Consider the following 14,140-nt stretch of genomic DNA (forward strand, 5'->3'; position numbering starts at 1 on the left):
GAGATCTACAGATCCGTCCGCCGCGCCCGCTGCGCGAAGAGCACCACGAGCCCGACCGCCAGCCACACCGCCCCCACCACCTGCGCCGACCCCGACGCCTCCCAGATGACGGCCACCACGATCGCCGCCCCGAGCACGGGCACCAGCAGATGCCGCCACCAGCTGAACCCGTCCTCCCGGTGCCGCACCGCGAACCACCCCACCACGCTCGCGTGCAGCAGCAGGAACGCGGTGAGCGCCCCGATGTCCACCACCGAGACCAGGTGGTCCATGCCGTCGTCGCGCCGTGCCGCCCAGACCGCGGCGACCAGCGTCACCACGGCCGCGCACAGCAGCGCGATCCGCGGCGTACCGGAGTCCGTCCGGGACAACGCCTTCGGCAGCCGCCGCTCCCGCGCCATCGCGAACAGCAGCCGCCCCGCCGCGGCCTGCCCCGCCAGCGCCGCGAACGCCGCGCCGATCGCCTTGCTGACGGCCACCAGGTCGTGCAGCCACGCGCCCGCCGCCGAGTTCACGGCATCGTAGAAAGCGGTCCCTTGCTTGCCGGGCTCGGCGGCCAGTTCGGCCGACGACACCGGCTCCAGGAGCGCCACCAGGTACGTCTGGGCGATGAACAGCACGCCCGCCAGCGCCAGACAGAACAGCACCGCCCGCGCGACCTTCGCCGAGCCGCCCGTCACCTCCTCCGCGAAGGAGGCGATCGCGTCGAAGCCCAGGTAGGACAGGACGGCGATCGACACCGCGCCCACCACCGCCGAGAGCGCGAACGCGCCCTGCGAACCGTCGCCCGTGAGCGGCGAGAGCCAGTCCCGCTGCGCCCCGTCCCGGACCAGGACGACCACGGCCGCGACGACGAAGACCAGCAGGACCACGATCTCCATGGCGAGCACCGCGAAGCCGACCCGCGCCGCCGTGCGCACGCCCCACAGGTTGAGGGCGGTCGTGATGAGCACCGCGAGCGCCGTCCACACCCACCGCGACACCGAGGGGACCAGCGAGTTCATGGCGATGCCGGAGAACAGGTAGGCGACGGCCGGGATCAGCAGATAGTCCAACATCGCCATCCACCCGGCGATGAACCCCGGGCCCTTGCCGAGCCCCACGCGCGCGTACGCGAAGACGGACCCCGCCTGGGGGACCACCCGCACCATCTGGGCGTAACTGAACGCGGTGAAGGCCATCGCGACGGTGGCGATCAGATAGACGAGGGCGACGGCCCCGTGCGACTTCGCGTCGAGCGTCCCGAAGACACCGACCGGGGCCATCGGGGCGATGAAGAGAAGGCCGTAGACGACGAGGTCCCGGAAGCCGAGACTGCGCCGCAGCTCTGTGCCCCCGGCAGGCTCATGGCCCCCGGAGTGGACTCCCTTGCCGGAGGGCTGGGCTCCCTGGCCGGCGGACTGATCGGACATCGTGCCTCCGTAGATCAACGCATGAGATCAACGCGGGAGATCAACGCAGCCTCCAGTCTCCCCAACCGGGCGATCCTTGACGCGCTGGACGCGGCCTTACGATGCCCGGACGCGGCCTTACGATGGTGGGCATGACTGCAACGCCTGGCTCCCGCCGTGTCCTGCTCGCCGCTCCCCGTGGCTACTGCGCGGGCGTGGACCGTGCCGTGATCGCCGTCGAGAAGGCCCTGGAGCAGTACGGGGCCCCGATCTACGTACGCCACGAGATCGTCCACAACAAGTACGTGGTGCAGACGCTGGAGAAGAAGGGCGCCATCTTCGTCGACGAGACGGCGGAGGTCCCCGAGGGCTCCATCGTCATGTTCTCCGCGCACGGCGTGGCCCCGACCGTCCACGCGGAGGCCGCCGAGCGCAAGCTGGCGACGATCGACGCGACGTGCCCTCTGGTCACCAAGGTCCACAAGGAAGCCGTGCGGTTCGCCAAGGAGGACTTCGACATCCTCCTGATCGGCCACGAGGGTCACGAGGAAGTCATCGGCACGTCCGGTGAGGCGCCCGACCACATCACGCTCGTGGACGGCCCCGAGGACGTGGCGAACGTCGAGGTGCGCGACCCCGACAAGGTCGTCTGGCTCTCCCAGACGACGCTCTCCGTCGACGAGACGATGGAGACGGTCGACGCCCTGAAGAACAAGTTCCCGAACCTCCTCTCGCCGCCCAGCGACGACATCTGCTACGCCACGCAGAACCGCCAGATCGCGGTCAAGAAGCTCGCGGAGGACGCCGACCTCGTCATCGTCGTCGGCTCCAAGAACTCCTCCAACTCGATCCGCATGGTCGAGGTCGCCCTCGACGCCGGCGCCCCCGCCTCCCATCTGGTGGACAACGCCGGCGAGATCGACGAGGCCTGGCTGGAGGGCGTGACCACGGTCGGCCTGACCTCGGGCGCCTCCGTGCCGGACGTCCTGGTCGACGGCGTCATCGAGTGGCTCGCCGAGCGGGGTTATGGCGACGTGGAGACGGTGAAGACCGCCGAGGAGTCGATCACCTTCTCGCTGCCGAAGGAGCTGCGCAGGGACCTGCGCGCGGAGGCGGCGGAGCTGTCACAGCGCTGACCCTGCCCGTAACGTGGGGGCCATGCAGATCTTCGGTGTGGACATCGGCGGTTCCGGGATCAAGGGTGCGCCCGTAGACCTGGACCGCGGAGACCTGGCGCAAGAGCGGCACAAGGTGCTGACCCCGCATCCGGCGACGCCGGACGCGGTGGTCGAGGGTGTGTGCGAGGTGGTGGAGCACTTCGGCTGGACGGGGCCCGTAGGGGCCACGTTCCCCGGCGTGATCACCGACGGCACGGCCCGCACGGCCGCCAACGTCGACAAGAGCTGGATCGGTACGGACATCCGCAAGCTGGTCTCGGACCGGCTCGGCGGCGCCCCCGTGACCGTCCTGAACGACGCGGACGCGGCGGGCGTCGCGGAGATGCACTTCGGCGCGGGCCAGGGGCGCACGGGCACGGTCCTGATGCTCACCCTGGGCACGGGCATCGGCAGCGCCCTGTTCACCGGCGGCCGCCTGGTGCCCAACACCGAGCTGGGCCACCTCGAACTGCACGGCCACGACGCGGAGAAGAAGGCCTCCTCCAAGGCGCGTGAGGACGAGGACCTGAGCTGGGAGCACTGGGCGCGGCGCGTCCAGAAGTACCTCGCGCACGTGGAGATGCTGTTCTCGCCCGAGCTGTTCATCATCGGCGGCGGCGTGAGCCGCAAGGCGCACAAGTTCCTGCCGCTGATCGAGGGCATCCGGGCGGAGATCGTCCCCGCCCAGCTCCAGAACAACGCGGGGATCGTGGGGGCGGCGATGGCGGCGGCGGGAGAGGCGTAAGGGCTTGCGCCTCCCCGTTTCGAGGCGGGCGGGTGCTCCGATGGTCACGCGGCGGGAACGCGTTTCTCGTCCGGCCGTCGGGGCGCCGGCCGCGGGGTCCTGCGGCGTTCGGTCATCAGCCGGATCTTGCGTACGGTCACGATGAGCCCGGCGACGAGCGTGCCTCCGTAGAGCCATCCCGCGTGCAGCGCCAGCGCGGTCACGAGCCCCATGACGTGCCCGCCGATGCCGCCGGAGCCCCCCGAGATCGGCATGATCCCGGCGGCGAAGGCGATCGGCACGGCCACCGGCGCGGCGACCAGGTCCGCCGGCCGCACCCACAGCGCGGTGACCGCGGCCACCGGCACGAACAGCACGCCGTACGCGACGAGGGAACCGTCGAACAGCAGCCACAGCAGGCAGGCGAGCAGGAACATCACGGCCGCGCAGAACAGCCCGCTGCCGAGCCCCGTCAGGCGTGGGTTCGGCATCCCCCGCAGCCGGCGGTAGAGCGGGGAGCGGCGCAGCGCCCGTACGAACGGCGGGACGGGACGGCGAGGACGGGCCGCGGCCCGGTACACCGGGCCGGGCTCGGCGGCTCTGCCCTGCGGGGGCAGCGGTGCGGTCCGGCGGGGCCGGGCCGCCGCGGCGGCCTTCGGGTCGGGCTGAGGGGGACGCGTCCTGTGTTGCTCCACTGGACCAACCTAGGTCGGCCGCCGCGCGGAATCAGGCACGGGACACGCCCTTTGAGTGACCTTGGCCATGCGTTCGACAGGGCGGAGCCCGGCGGACGGCCGACCGGAGGAGCCGGTTGCGGCACGCCGTAGACTGGTGGATCGGCCCACGTACGAAGCGCACGCACCAAGCGCGGGTACGAAGGGACCGCCCCACCCAGCCCTGACGTACGGGAAGTCGCAACGTGTCGCTCACGATCGGAATCGTCGGTCTGCCCAATGTCGGCAAGTCGACCCTGTTCAACGCCCTGACCAAGAACGACGTGCTGGCGGCCAACTACCCGTTCGCCACGATCGAGCCGAACGTCGGCGTGGTCGGCGTCCCCGACCCCCGCCTGACGAAGCTCGCGGAACTCTTCTCCTCGCAGAAGGTCCTCCCGGCGACGGTCGACTTCGTCGACATCGCGGGCATCGTGCGCGGCGCGAGCGAGGGTGAGGGCCTCGGCAACAAGTTCCTCGCGAACATCCGCGAGTCGGACGCGATCTGCCAGGTCATCCGGGCCTTCAAGGACGAGAACGTCGTGCACGTCGACGGCAAGGTCTCGCCCAAGGACGACATCGAGACGATCAACACCGAGCTGATCCTCGCCGACCTCCAGACCATCGAGAAGGTCCTGCCGCGCCTCCAGAAGGAGTCGCGCATCAAGAAGGACATCGCGCCGAAGGTCAAGGCGGTCGAGGAGGCCAAGGAGATCCTGGAGCGCGGCGACACGCTGTTCTCCCAGGGCATCGTCCAGGGCTCGGGCAACGAAGAGCTCCTCCACGACCTGCACCTCCTCACCACGAAGCCGTTCCTGTACGTCTTCAACGTCGACGAGGACGAGCTGACGGACGACGACTTCAAGGCCGAGCAGCGCGCGCTGGTCGCCCCTGCGGAGGCGATCTTCCTCAACGCCAAGCTGGAGGCGGACCTCGCCGAGCTGGACGACGAGGAGGCGCTGGAACTCCTCCAGTCGGTGGGCCAGGAGGAGCCGGGCCTCGCCACCCTCGCCCACGTCGGCTTCCGCACGCTGGGCCTGCAGACGTACCTGACGGCGGGCCCCAAGGAGTCCCGCGCCTGGACGATCAAGAAGGGCGCGACGGCCCCCGAGGCGGCGGGCGTCATCCACACGGACTTCCAGAAGGGCTTCATCAAGGCCGAGGTCATCTCTTTCGCGGACCTGGTCGAGACGGGGTCGGTGGCGGAGGCTCGGGCGGCGGGGAAGGCGCGTATGGAGGGCAAGGAGTACGTCATGCAGGACGGCGACGTGGTGGAGTTCCGGTTCAACGTGTGAGCGGATGAGATAACACCACGTTGACGGCCGGGCAACGCGCAGGTCAAAAGGGGTCGGCTCTTTCGAGGGTCGGCCCCTTGCTGTTTCCCGTGCTGGGATGGCGGCTAGGAGTGGTACGTTATTTGGTACCACTTGATGTAGGGAGTCAGCCCATGTCGATAACTGCGAGCGAAGCCCGCAAGGCTCTCTTTCCGCTGATCAAGAAGGTCAACGACGATCACGAGGCCATCGAGATCGTCTCCAAGCATGGCAACGCTGTGCTTGTCTCGGCCGAGGACTACGCGGCGTTGCGCGAGGGGTCGTATCTGCTGCGCTCGCCTGCAAACGCACGGCGGCTGCTCAGGGCATACGAGAACGCTCTGGGCGACAGCAACGTCTCGGAGCGCGAGCTGATCGATCCCGACTCGGCGGATGTCGCGGGCGAGGGTGCTGCGTGAGGCTTGTGTTCGAGGACCAGGGCTGGGAGGACTACACATCCTGGCTCAAGGACGACCGCAAGATGCTCGCTCGGATCAACAAGCTGATCGAGGACGTCAAGCGTGACCCCTTCACGGGGATCGGCAAGCCCGAGCCGCTCAAGTACCACTTGCCCGGGGCGTGGTCGCGGCGGATCGACGACGAACACCGCCTCGTCTACCTGGTCACGGACAAGGAGATCGTGATCCTCGCTGCCCGCTATCACTACTGACCGCCGGGCTGTCCGTGCTGGGTCGCCGCTCTCGTGCCGGAATGATACTGGGAGCGATCGAAGCGGATGTTTCCGCGGGGAAAGGCCAGGACCCGACAGGCGGCGCTCCAGGTACTCCGACATGGGCCGTACCTGCAACATGGCGCATGCGCTACTGGGTTTCCTCGCCTCAGGCGCTGACCCACCGCGCCATGCCTTCAAAGGCGTCGAGCGTGCGGCTGTGTCCCGGACCGAACCAGGCGCTGCAGTCCCGACCGAGCCGGTCGTACAGTGCGGCGGCTCCGCGCACGTCACCGCTGTGCCCAGTGAGGTCGGCAAGTTCCATGCGCGCTGTGATGACCAGAGCATGGTCTTGGCCGTGCTTCCGGATGAGCCGCCGTACGGTGAGTTCAGCAGCGCTCAGTTGATCCGCGAAGCCGCTGTCGGACACGGATGCGCCCGGGCCCGGTGCGGGGCCGTCAGCACGCCGCTCTGCTCCGGACGCATCGAGGTCTCGTTCGACCTCCTTGATCGCGTGGACGACCGCGCGCGCGTTGCGGGGCCGATGCTGGGGATCCTTGGCCAGGAGGGTCATGATCAGTTTTTCGAGGGTCGGCGGCACTCCTTCCACCTGCGCCCGCGGCGGTGTGGGTGCCTTGTTCTGGTGGGCTTGGGCGAGAGCGACGGGATCGGCGCGGGTGTCACCGAAGGGTGGCCATCCGGTGACCATTTCGTACATCACGCAGCCGAGTGAGTACAGGTCGCTGCGTTCGTCGCCCGGCTCGGCGCGGCACCGCTCCGGTGACATGTACAGCGGTGTGCCGGCCGCGCTGCGCGTCTCGGTGGCGTCGACGAAACGGGACAGACCGAAGTCGACGATGCGTACGTCGCTGTCGGCCTCCCTAACGAGCACATTGCCGGGTTTGATGTCACGATGGACGACGCTCTGGTCGTGAGCGGCGGCGAGACCCTGGGCAATCTGACTGCTCCAACGACAGGTCCGTGCCAGTGGCAGAGGGGTGATGCCCACATGGGCGTTCAGCGGCTCACCGTCCACGTACTCCATGACGAGGAATGGCGTTTCGTCGCCCATGTCGCAGTCGTAAATCCTGGCGACATACGGGCTGTCGACCTTGGCGGCGATCAGGCTCTCGCGCGCGAACCGGTCGCGTATTTGCGGGACGCGCTCTGGGGTCGGACGCGGCCCGGCCAGCCGGTCCAAGGCAAGGAACTTCAGGGCCACCTCGCGGCCGAGCATCCCGTCGCGGGCACGCCACACGTCTCCGAATCCGCCGCTACCGATGTGGTCGACCAGTTCGAAGCGGCCGCCCGGGCCGACGAAGCGGCGGTGGTCGCGCAGACCTGTCATCACTCGTTCTCCCTCTTGTCTCCGCTTGCGCCCCGAGGGTCTCCTTCGAGTGCGCCCGCCTCGCTGCGCCACGCCTGGTTCGCCCAAGTTGCCAGCTGGGGAGAGACATCGAGGTTCTCGTGCCATGCCGTGAAGAACGTGACGCGCTGGGTCAACGCCCGGTTCAGGACGGCGGTGGCGGTCTGGGCGCTGTCCTGGCCTTCGCGGCTGAGTTCCTGCTTGCGTGCCGGGACTCGCCGCCATTCGGTGATCACCAGAACGACGGCAGCGGTCGCGAGGGTGGCGGCGATGACCCGCGGTGCCCCTTGTGGTAGGAGGAACGCCATGATTGTGCTCACCACGGTCACCACGGCGGCGCCGAGAAACCGGAACCGGTTGAGCTGGACGGATTCGACCTCTTGATGGGTGCGCTCCGCTATCAGCTCCCGCACTTCGTCAACCAGCTGCTGTGTTGGCACGGCCACGGTTGGGTCTGCGGGAAGAGGGCGACTCCACTCACCCCAGCTGACGTCGATCTGCCGGGGGAGCAGTGACCGGGAGCGTTGCGCATAGGCCTCGGACGAGTTCAGCACGTGAGGCCACACCGCACGGAGTGCCAACAAGCGTGCCTCTTCTCCCAGACGCACGGCTTCCGGCATGAAGACGGCGTTCACCAGCAGTGTCCGGAGGTTCACCGGCCTTGCGGCGTTCCGCTGTGCCGTGTGCTCCTGTCGTGCTGTCTCCTCGTCACCGCCGTGCTCGACGACGAGTTCGAGATAGCGGATGCGCGACGCGAGCTGTGCCTCGTCGGCGTCATGACGGTCGATGAGCGCGTCGAGAGCGCTGTCGGCGTGTCCTGCCGGAGCGTCGTCGAGGTCACCGGGGAAGGCGCGGCGCAGATGGGCGAGCGTGGCCTTCGGGACGGTTGCCCACTCCCAGCCGCTGCGCAGGACGCCCCAGTTATCGGCGCACAAGTTGCTTAGTTCCTGGTATCGCTGCTTTGGTAGAACCTTTCCCAAGTCACCCATGTGACGGGCCACTTGAGTCTCAAGCGTGGTCGCCTGGGTCAGATCGAGACGGCTGAGCCACTGCCGCATCGCCTGCCGGGTGTATGCATGCGCTTGTGCTCCCAGCTCGTTGCAAGCGACGGCGTCGAGTACGACGTGGAAGTCCTCGTCCAAGGCGTAGGGGTCAAGTGACTGCAGATAGCGGTCCATCCAGCGGGCGGCTTCGCCCAGTTCGCCCAGGCGGGTGCAGGTCAAGGTGAAGAAGAGGTTGGCACGCGCCTGGTCGATGGAGTACGCCTGAGCCCGGGCCCGGTGCATCTGCGGTTCTTTGTCGAGATGGCGGGCCGCGAGAGCCACCACGGCCGGACCGAGCCAGAAGCCGCGGTCCATGAGCATGCGTTCCTGGGCACATGCGGCCACCAGATCTTTGTCCACCATCCCTTTCTCCAGAGCGTCTTTCGTCAGCGCGTGGACGAGTCCGTGAGCCAGGGCGCGGGTCTGTCGGCGCTGTTCGAACCGTGCATGCCACTCGGTCGTCAGCCGGGTCAACTCCGCCTCGGCGCGTGCCCGAGCCTGATCTTTGGCGTATCGATCCCTGAACTCGTCCAACGTCCGGCCGAGTTGGCCAACAGAGCTCTCGACCCGGCCGATGGTGTGTGAGACGTCACCGAGTTCAGCGGCCATGGCCCGAAACTCGCCTCGCAGAGCTGTGACGTCGCCCTGCACTGCTGCGACCTGCGTTCCCAAGACGTCGACATCGCCGTCCAACCGCTGCAACGCTCCCACGACTTCACTGAATGGCGCCTCTTCGTCTCCGTACTCTCCCACTTCGTCCCCCGAAATTGGCTGACGCCTCCATCGACGAGGCTTCTCACTCGGCACACAAATGACTCGGGCCTGTCTTGCTCATTATGTGTACGCCTCCGTCATCCGGCTTCTGAACGGGCTAATCTGACCAGGCTGTTGACGCGGATCCGTACCGCAGGGCCTGCCGAGGCGCCCATCAAGGAGTTACCGACTCAGGAGGAGTCGCGGACATCGTGGACCAGCCGCACCAGACGGTACGTGATCTCTTCTTCGGGCGTGATGACGCCGAGCACGACTTCGCCGACGGCCTGCTGAGGCAGGGCTTCCAGCGGACCCTCGCCTACGAAGCGGCACTCCATGGGCGCAAATCACTGGTTATCGGCCGAAAAGGCTCGGGCAAGAGCGCCATCTGTGCTCAACTCGCCCACGGAGGGCTGTATCCCGGTCCCACGGCTGAGATCATGCCGGACAGCGCTGCGGGCGATGAGATCCGCCGGTTCGACCTGCAGGGCATCACGTCGGACACCGCCAAGTCGCTGATTTGGCGCTATCTGTTCGCCGTGCAGGTCGCCCGTTACGTGGTTGGGCATGCGCGCGCCCGGCACAGCCGGTCGCTACGGCAACCCGCGCCTGTCCGTGCGCTGCGCGAATTTCTGCGGATCAACGGCGAGGAGCACGAGGCACGCCTCACGGACAGACTCAGGCGTGGCACGAGTCGCCTGCAGTCGGCGACGCTGTCCCTGAAGATGTTCGGGATCGAGGCCAGTGTGGAGACTGGCGACGGCACTGTCGGGCTCGGCTCCGAAGGTGCCCGCGCGATGCGTCAGCTCGACGCGCTCGAAGCCGGCGTTCGGGCGGCTCAAGGGGCGCTGGACTGCGCCACCGGCGGGCACCCGCCTCTGCTCGTCCTTGTCGACCAGCTGGAACTGGTGTGGGAGGCGGACCCTGACAGCCATGCCCTGGTCACGGGGCTGCTTCTGGCATCCAAGCACCTCGCAAGGACTTATGGCACATCGGTGCGCTGCGTGCTGTTCATCCGCTCCGACATCTACGACACCCTCAACTTCGCGGACGGTGACAAGTTCCGCAGTGAGGAGATGCAGATCACCTGGACCCCGGAGGCCCTGCGTGACTTGGCGCTCGCCCGAGCGTCCGTTTCCTTGAGGCGACAGCTCACCCACGAGCAGTTGTGGGGCGATGTCTTCCCCAGCACCGTCTGCGGCGAACCGACGGCCGACTATCTCGAACGCCACTGCCTGCCTCGCCCGCGCGACGCCATCCAGTTCCTCACCCTCTGCCGTGACGTCGCATGGGAACGGGGGCACGGCACGGTGCGCGAGTCCGATGTCCTCGCCGCGACCAAGCGCTTCTCCCAGTGGAAGCTGGAGGACCTTGCCAGGGAGTACAACGTCGGATTTCCGTTTCTGCGCCAAGTCTTCGCTCTGTTCGAGAACGGCGACCACCGGGTCTCCCGGGACGAGTTCGGCGAACGTTTCTCCGCCATCCATGCAGACCTGCACGAGGCGTACTCCGCATACACCGAACACCTCACCGCACAAGCCGTGGTGGCGGCCCTCTTCGCCGTCGGTTTCCTGGGTGTGAGGCGGGGAGACAGCGTCGCGTACGCGGGTTCGACGTCGCTGCCTGTCCAGGTGTACGAGGATGATCTGTACGTCCATCCCTGTTTCCGCCAAGCACTGAACTGCACGGAGGGCGCGATGACACGATCGACGGCGGCTGACCTGGCCCTGCAGGCCCCCCTACCGAGCGGCACACACACCAGTTTCCTGCGTAACATCACCGTGACGGACGCAGGGTTCACCGTTGACCGCGACGTGCGTCTCCTCGAGGAGGTCGATCGTGTGGTGCAGCGCCTGCTGCACCACCTCGGGCGATCGGGACTGCCGGTGAATGTACGCGAAGACACGAGACTCGCCCTGTCAGCAATGCGCAGGCAGGACCACACACTCGCAGGGGAGGGCGAAAGCGTCGAGGCGCGGGTGCGCTACGCCATCACCTCCCTGGGGACACTCGCCGACCATCTCGCCCGTGAGGGGTACGACAGTGAGGCCGTCACTCTGCGCTTGGCCGACGAGGCACGCAGGCTTGAGCGTGTGCTGGGTGGGTCGGTCGGCGGCCGAGACTCCGACTCCTCTGGATGACGCAGGCCCCGGGGAGTCGGTCTGAGGAGCCCGGTCCATCTCTACAAGGCTCGGACAGTCGAAGCCTCCTGGATGAGAGCCAGGGGCGCGGGCACCGCTTCGCAACCCAGCCCCGGAGGAGGCAGCCGGAGGCTGTGCGCAAGCGGTGTAGTGGCTCACATGGCACCACGTTGCTGATCTGGCAAATGTGCAGGTCACAGAGGGTCCGGCTCTTCGGGGTCGGGCCCTTGGTCTTTTCCCGTGCTGGGATGGTGCTGGGATGCGAGTGGGCTGCCCGTGCTGGCATTGAGCCTGGGGAACGTTCCGGAGTGGGATTTCGATGGCGAGGCGGCGGACCAAGCCCTGGTAAGGGTCGGGCAGATCGCGTCGATGCTGGAGGAGGGTTGGGAACAGCAGCTGCTCGGTGCTGGGAGGTTACCTGCCCTGCCCTGATCGCCCCCTCTGTCTGCGCTCTCTTCGCGCGACAGTTCAGGGAGGCCCCTCGGGACACTCAGCTTCCCGATGTCGTTTTTAAGGCTAAATTGATATCGTTGATGGTCGTCGGGCTGTGGAGGGATAACTGATGGCCAGGACTGTGATCGATCTGGACGAGGAGATCGTCGAGCAGGCGATGCGGGTGTACGGAGTGAAGACGAAGGCCGCCGCAGTGCGGGCGGCCATGGAGGAGGGGGTGAGGCTGCGGCTGCGCCGGGAGCTGTTCGATGCCATTGACGAGGGTGAGTTCGAGGACGTGTTCGCGGAGATCCGGTCGCAGACGGGGCCGCGGAATCCGGACGGTTCGCTGAAGCGCGAAGGCGGGGATTCGGCGGCGTGAAGGGGCGCTACCTCATCGACAAGTCCGCGCTGGCCCGCCGGAGCAAGCCGGCGGTGCGGGCGCGGCTGGACGCGCTGGACCGTGACGGGCTCCTAGCGGTGTGCGCCCCGACCGAGTACGAGGTTCTGTACTCGGCGCGCGGAAAGCCCGAGGCGCTGCGCCTGCGTACTCTGCTCCGTGGTTTCGACTACATGCCCTGCAATGACGAGGAGTTCGAGCGGGCACTCGCGATCCAGGCACTGGCGCTGAACGCTGGTTTTCACCGGGCGCTGTCGCTGGCCGACGTCCTCATAGCGGCAACCGCCGAACGGCACCGGGCCACGGTCCTGCACTACGACGGCGACTTCGACATGATCGCCTCGGTGAGCGGGCTGCGAGCCGAGTGGGTCGTGGAACCCGGCACCGCGGACTGAGCCGCGAACGCGGTCAGAGCTTCGGGCATCCGTACACCGGCGCCCGCATGTGCCAGGTAGCTTTCTGGGCGTCGTGTTGTCCCCGGCCTGCCGGGCCGCCCGGACGGTGACTCCACGAGCCGTTCAAGGCGATGCGGCAGGAGAGCGTCACCTTCGAGACGGTTGGTCTCAGCACAGCGGCACATCCGCCGGTGCCTCTTGTCAGCGGCAGAGTTCCTCGACCAGCTGTCCGAGCCGGTCGCCATCGAGGGGGGCGCGGTGGGCGAGGCGGTTGCGGGCCTCGCGCAGGATGCGCAGCCGGCGACGCTCGGCGGGGACGAGGGCGATCACGCCGTCGCAGTGCGCGCTCCACATCGCACCCAGTTCCATCATGGAGACGGCGGATGCGGCCGGTTCCGAGGCCGTGCCGGATTCGCGGCGTGGGCCGTAGTCCTGTGCGAGCCGGACCAGCGGGACCCGGGCACGTGCCCGGACGGTGGTGGTGAACTGGTCCCGGGCGTCGTCCAGCAGCGGCAGCAGCACGTGGTTCTGCGCCAGCCAAATCCGTGCGGCCACCGCCCGTTCGTGCGCGAGGTCACACCCGGGGTGGCGGCGCAGCCGGCCGTCCCAGCTGTCGACCGTGCCCGCGTTCCAGGCAGCGAGCAGTCTGTCGTCAGGGCGGCGGCCGGGATGCCTGGTGCCTTCGGTCCGCTGCGGAGGGACGACCGCTGGTCCGGGGAGGTCCGCGAGCACGTCGTGGAGGGCCGACGCCAGGGTCTCGGGGCGTCCGTCGTCCCAGCGACTGGCCAGAGCGGCGGCGATGTCGAGAAACGGGCCGCACACTTCGGTGATCGTGGCCTGGATGACCGCTTCGTGCAGGTGCCCGCGCTCCGTGGCGGAAACCAGCGGTGGACGTGCCAGCGCGACGACCGTGGCGGTGTCCAGGCGTCCGGTGGCGCCCCACCACCAGTGAACCGCGATGGCTTCCCGGGCCAGCTGAGCGGGCAGGTCCGCCGGCAGGTCGTCGGTGGTGGCGACGACGAGGGCTCTGGGGCGCCGATCCGGGGGGAGGCCTGCCTCCTTGGCCGTGGCCACCAGGCGGCGCAGGAGATCAGCGGCAGCGGACGGCACCGACTCACGCCAGGCCCGCACGACCACCGGACGGGTCTCGGCCGTGCCGCTGCCGTGACCGGTGAGTCGGGCCAGCACATCGCCGGTCGGGTCCGAGCCGGCGGTGTCCGCGCCGCTGCTGAAGCTCAGTTCCTTGCCGAGGCGTTCCAGCAGGCCCGCCAGTGCCTCGGCCGGGGTGGGAGGCGTCGGCGGCTCCGGTGCGAGAGGCGCCAGGCTCCTTGGCGTGGGCAGCTCCGGCAACCCGTCGTCGAAGTCGGGCACCGGGGCCAAGCCTGACCACCGGCCGCTCGCCGCAGGTCTGGCCGTGGCCGGAGAGCGGGCGGAAGCCGAGGCGGCGAATTCGTCCGAAGGCAGCAGAACGAATTCGCCGAGTTCGTATAGCACTTCGTCGATCAGCCGGTCGGCCCGGTCGCCTGCCTCCTTGAGCACACTCCGGGGCAGCAGCCACAGGCAGCTGCGCCCGCCGCGCAGATCGGCCAGCAGACGCCCGAGCCACACTCTCATTCCTGGCAGAGAAGCAGCGTCGACGGCG

Annotated in this window: 13 protein-coding genes; 8 read left to right on the plus strand and 5 right to left on the minus strand. The window is 68.2% G+C overall.

Translation table 11 applies throughout. From position 1 onward, the window contains the following. Positions 1–5: 5 nt before the first annotated feature. Positions 6–1,412, minus strand: coding sequence for an APC family permease (locus J2N69_RS23765; protein WP_230902540.1), 1,407 nt, complete (start codon positions 1,410–1,412; stop codon positions 6–8). Positions 1,413–1,543: 131 nt separating this feature from the next. Here J2N69_RS23765 and J2N69_RS23770 point away from each other — a divergent pair, with 131 nt between their 5' ends. Further along, positions 1,544–2,527, plus strand: a complete 984-nt coding sequence (locus J2N69_RS23770) for a 4-hydroxy-3-methylbut-2-enyl diphosphate reductase (RefSeq protein WP_392720179.1) — start codon at positions 1,544–1,546, stop codon at positions 2,525–2,527. A 22-nt stretch (positions 2,528–2,549) separates the two neighbouring features. Further along, entirely contained in the window at positions 2,550–3,293 is a 744-nt protein-coding gene (gene ppgK, locus J2N69_RS23775) for a polyphosphate--glucose phosphotransferase (protein WP_230902542.1), read from the plus strand. A 44-nt stretch (positions 3,294–3,337) separates the two neighbouring features. Here the strand turns inward: ppgK and J2N69_RS23780 are convergent, their stop codons facing one another. Next, complete coding sequence (locus J2N69_RS23780; RefSeq protein ID WP_230902543.1) at positions 3,338–3,967, minus strand: DUF6542 domain-containing protein; 630 nt, start codon at positions 3,965–3,967, stop codon at positions 3,338–3,340. 224 nt (positions 3,968–4,191) lie between these two features. On the opposite strand from J2N69_RS23780, the gene ychF reads away from it, so the two are divergent. From ychF to J2N69_RS23795, 3 genes are all read left to right on the plus strand, one after another. Beyond that, positions 4,192–5,280 (plus strand): redox-regulated ATPase YchF, encoded by a 1,089-nt coding sequence (gene ychF / locus J2N69_RS23785; RefSeq protein WP_230902544.1) that lies wholly within the window; start codon positions 4,192–4,194, stop codon positions 5,278–5,280. Positions 5,281–5,432: 152 nt separating this feature from the next. Then, positions 5,433–5,717 (plus strand): type II toxin-antitoxin system Phd/YefM family antitoxin, encoded by a 285-nt coding sequence (locus tag J2N69_RS23790; RefSeq protein WP_230902545.1) that lies wholly within the window; start codon positions 5,433–5,435, stop codon positions 5,715–5,717. Continuing rightward, the gene (locus tag J2N69_RS23795; protein ID WP_230902546.1) at positions 5,714–5,968 is read left to right on the plus strand and encodes a Txe/YoeB family addiction module toxin; all 255 of its coding nucleotides are present in this window, start codon (positions 5,714–5,716) and stop codon (positions 5,966–5,968) included. The genes J2N69_RS23790 and J2N69_RS23795 overlap by 4 nt, the downstream gene beginning before the upstream one ends. A 169-nt stretch (positions 5,969–6,137) precedes the next feature. Here J2N69_RS23795 and J2N69_RS23800 read toward each other — a convergent pair whose 3' ends face one another. Together J2N69_RS23800 and J2N69_RS23805 are read right to left on the minus strand one after the other, a co-directional pair. Further along, the gene (locus J2N69_RS23800; RefSeq protein WP_230902547.1) at positions 6,138–7,316 is read right to left on the minus strand and encodes a serine/threonine-protein kinase; all 1,179 of its coding nucleotides are present in this window, start codon (positions 7,314–7,316) and stop codon (positions 6,138–6,140) included. Continuing rightward, positions 7,316–9,088, minus strand: a complete 1,773-nt coding sequence (locus J2N69_RS23805; RefSeq protein WP_230902548.1) for a hypothetical protein — start codon at positions 9,086–9,088, stop codon at positions 7,316–7,318. The genes J2N69_RS23800 and J2N69_RS23805 overlap by 1 nt, the downstream gene beginning before the upstream one ends. A 254-nt stretch (positions 9,089–9,342) precedes the next feature. On the opposite strand from J2N69_RS23805, the gene J2N69_RS23810 reads away from it, so the two are divergent. The 3 genes from J2N69_RS23810 (at position 9,343) to J2N69_RS23820 (ending at position 12,498) form a co-directional block, all read left to right on the plus strand. After that, positions 9,343–11,271, plus strand: a complete 1,929-nt coding sequence (locus J2N69_RS23810) for a P-loop ATPase, Sll1717 family (protein WP_230902549.1) — start codon at positions 9,343–9,345, stop codon at positions 11,269–11,271. 562 nt (positions 11,272–11,833) lie between these two features. Continuing rightward, entirely contained in the window at positions 11,834–12,085 is a 252-nt protein-coding gene (locus tag J2N69_RS23815; RefSeq protein ID WP_230902550.1) for a type II toxin-antitoxin system VapB family antitoxin, read from the plus strand. Beyond that, positions 12,082–12,498, plus strand: a complete 417-nt coding sequence (locus J2N69_RS23820) for a PIN domain nuclease (protein WP_230902551.1) — start codon at positions 12,082–12,084, stop codon at positions 12,496–12,498. Before J2N69_RS23815 ends, J2N69_RS23820 begins: the two co-directional genes overlap by 4 nt. Before the next feature lie 201 nt (positions 12,499–12,699). Here J2N69_RS23820 and J2N69_RS23825 read toward each other — a convergent pair whose 3' ends face one another. Further along, positions 12,700–14,112, minus strand: coding sequence for a hypothetical protein (locus J2N69_RS23825; protein WP_230902552.1), 1,413 nt, complete (start codon positions 14,110–14,112; stop codon positions 12,700–12,702). Positions 14,113–14,140 lie beyond the last annotated feature (28 nt).

It is taken from the genome of Streptomyces huasconensis (genome assembly GCF_021028635.1).
In the GTDB taxonomy this organism is placed as follows: Bacteria; Actinomycetota; Actinomycetes; order Streptomycetales; family Streptomycetaceae; genus Streptomyces; species Streptomyces huasconensis.

Coding starts and splice junctions, on each gene's coding strand:
- J2N69_RS23790 (WP_230902545.1), top strand. CDS start 5,433: ATGTCGATAACTGCGAGCGAAGCCCGCAAGGCTCTCTTTCCGCTGATC.
- J2N69_RS23800 (WP_230902547.1), bottom strand. CDS start 7,316: ATGACAGGTCTGCGCGACCACCGCCGCTTCGTCGGCCCGGGCGGCCGC.
- J2N69_RS23815 (WP_230902550.1), top strand. CDS start 11,834: ATGGCCAGGACTGTGATCGATCTGGACGAGGAGATCGTCGAGCAGGCG.
- ppgK (WP_230902542.1), top strand. CDS start 2,550: ATGCAGATCTTCGGTGTGGACATCGGCGGTTCCGGGATCAAGGGTGCG.
- J2N69_RS23825 (WP_230902552.1), bottom strand. CDS start 14,112: ATGAGAGTGTGGCTCGGGCGTCTGCTGGCCGATCTGCGCGGCGGGCGC.
- J2N69_RS23770 (WP_392720179.1), top strand. CDS start 1,544: ATGACTGCAACGCCTGGCTCCCGCCGTGTCCTGCTCGCCGCTCCCCGT.
- J2N69_RS23765 (WP_230902540.1), bottom strand. CDS start 1,412: ATGTCCGATCAGTCCGCCGGCCAGGGAGCCCAGCCCTCCGGCAAGGGA.